This window comes from Vibrio sp. 10N.222.46.A1, assembly GCF_041473595.1.
GTDB lineage: Bacteria > Pseudomonadota > Gammaproteobacteria > Enterobacterales > Vibrionaceae > Vibrio > Vibrio tasmaniensis_A.
In genome coordinates this window covers 1-2,590 of record NZ_JBFRSN010001189.1, presented here as the reverse complement: position 1 = coordinate 2,590, position 2,590 = coordinate 1, and the positions used below count along the sequence as shown (strand labels likewise).

2 protein-coding genes and 1 pseudogene are annotated in these 2,590 nt (G+C 44.7%); all 3 read right to left on the bottom strand.

Annotated elements, in window-relative coordinates; genetic code table 11:
* Nucleotides 1-325, bottom strand: a pseudogene (locus AB4496_RS25110) (flagellar motor switch protein FliG); the annotation flags it as partial.
* Entirely contained in the window at nt 318-2,060 is a 1,743-nt protein-coding gene (gene fliF, locus AB4496_RS25105) for a flagellar basal-body MS-ring/collar protein FliF (protein ID WP_009848553.1), read from the bottom strand. The gene fliF and the pseudogene AB4496_RS25110, both read right to left, overlap by 8 nt.
* A 15-nt stretch (nt 2,061-2,075) precedes the next feature.
* Nucleotides 2,076-2,387 carry a flagellar hook-basal body complex protein FliE gene (gene fliE, locus AB4496_RS25100; protein ID WP_009848554.1) on the bottom strand — a complete coding sequence of 104 codons (312 nt, stop codon included), beginning with the start codon at nt 2,385-2,387 and terminating at the stop codon, nt 2,076-2,078.
* Between the last annotated feature and the right edge of the window lie 203 nt (nt 2,388-2,590).

Genomic DNA, 2,590 nt, shown 5'->3' with positions numbered 1-2,590 from the left:
CGCCCAGCGCAGCTACCAACGCATTACGCATAAAGTCTTCACTGCCCATGCCGATGTTGGTGTACTTCTGAATATCATCTAGGAAAGCACGGTGCACAGCACCTACTTTTTCTTGAGACCAATCCGTTGAACGTGCCATTGCACTACCAACACGTTGAACCTGTTTAGGTTCCAGGTGGCGAATGATACCCGCAGCATCTTCTTCACTTAAACTTAGCAACAAGATAGCAGCGCGTTCTTCGCCTGAGATAGACTCGATATCAACACTTGCGACATCAAGCCCTTCACCACCTTCTGCTTGTTGTGGAACAATTTCGTTAGCCATCTGCCACCCAATTCTTAACTACTTGAGCTGCTAGCTCTGGTTCATTTGCTACAAGTGCACGTACTGCTTTCAGTACGTCCTCATCTTTGTGAAGGTTTGGTAGGTCGATACTTGAACCAAATTCAAATAACTCACCACCTTCAATATCACCACCAATTAAACTGGTTTCGCCGTCAACACCAATTGGCATGCCATCGGGGCCGTACATTTGATCGTCATCGTCTGCTGCTGGGTTAAGCAGTTTTTTCATTGCAGGGCGAACCAGCACCAATACGACAACAATAATAACCAACGCACTCGCAAACCAACGAACCCAATCATTAAAGTGTTGGTGCTCCCAAATTGGTACGTCAGCAACAATATCCGTTACTTGAGGTGCAAATTGCATGCTTAAAACATTGAGTAAATCACCGCGGTTTTCATCAAAACCCACAGTCCCAATCAATACCTGACGTATCGCGTTAATTTCGCTTGCTGGAATTGGGGTGTGAACCACTTCTCCCGTATCAGGGTTCAATGATTGGCGATCTTTGATTGCAACAGATACGGTCTGACGATTAACCGTGCCGCTCTGTTTTCGCTCATGACTAATGGTAGTATCCAGCTCAAAGTTGCGGGTCGCTTCTTTGTGAACCGAACCTTGCCCCATCATCGTACCATCTTTCATCTGAGCCACGTCCTGGGGAATCGATGCATCAGCAGGAGGCTGGTTACTCAAAGCCCCTGGAATACCAGCCACAACGTTGCCGTTATTGTAGTCTTCTAATGTATATTCACTTCGGGTTGCTGGAGTATTCGGATCAAAACGCTTTCTTGTTTGTTCCACAGCACTAAAGTCGAGTTGAATATCAACCTGAGCCGTGTAGTTACCAAACCCAAGAATCGGAATCAAAATAGAGTCAATTTTTTCACGTAGCGCTTGCTCTTGATTACGCTCTAACTCGTGCTCTTTTCGGCGTGCCGCTGACATCGGGTCCTGAGAGCCAGAGCTCAAAAGTCGGCCATGCTGATCGGTCACTGTAATTCGCGAAGTTTTCATCCCCGGAACGGCACTAGCCACCATGTCCACAACAGAATCAACTTCTTGCTGCTTGAGGTTCGTCCCCGTTTTAAGTGTCAGGAATACTGAGGCAGAGGCTTCTTGATTGTGACGAACAAAGACACTTTGCTTAGGTAAGGCAAGTAAAACTTGAGCTTTACGTACCTGCTTCATCTGTTCAATAGCTTTAGCAAGCTGTCTTTCACGGCTTAGTTTAAGACGCTCTTTCTCTAAACGTTGTGATACACCGAAACCCATGTCTTGCATGAGGATATCATCACCGGTGTTTCGCTCTTGGTTCAAACCCGCTCGAACCATATTTAGCTTTAATGAGTTATATTCACTCGCAGGTACCGAGATGGTATTCCCTTCAAGAGAGTACTCAATCTTCTGCGTATCCAAATAATCAAGAACCGGGATCAACTCTTCTGTTTCGTAAGCCCCTAATGGACGCATTTCTGGCTCTTTCACCCAGAAAAACAGCATTACAATAAGCGCTACACAGATCGAGATAGAAAGAACTAAGACGACTTGACGAAGCAAATCGAGATCACCGACGGCCATATCAAACTTAGATGAACTGCGCTCACCTAAATCGGTATTTTGCCCTTCGCCATCTAGATCAGAACTTGCAATAAGTGCGTGGTCGTTGCTATCGCTTACGGTTAAATCTGTTGTTTGACTGTTATCTGCCACTATTTACTACCCAACTTATACCGGCATGTTCATCAGCTCTTTGTACGATTCGACCAATTTATTTCTAATTTGGATCGTCGCTTCAAAAGCCACACTAGATTTATTACGAGCAATCATCACGTCAGATAAAGACACGCTTTGATCGCCACTGTCAAAACGAGTTTGAAGATTACCAGAGGTCTTTTGTAATGAGTTCACATTATTGATGGCATTAGTCAGCATGTTGCCAAAATCTGCACCAACCGCTTGGCCCGTTGCAGCAGGGCGCGTGCTGGCAGCTTCAACCATCATTGCCTGCATTTCGCCTTGTAAACCATCTATTCTCATTTACTACCTCAGGAGTCAAAATTATGACTATCTATTTAGCTGTATTATTGACAGAGCAATTAACGTGCCATGCATCAATTTGACTAGCTATCGTAATACACTAGTCAGAAAGCTGACACTACTAATTTATGTTCAATTTGGAATATCTATTCCAGCATCACGCATTTTCGCTAATTTATAACGCAATGTACGAGGGCTAATGC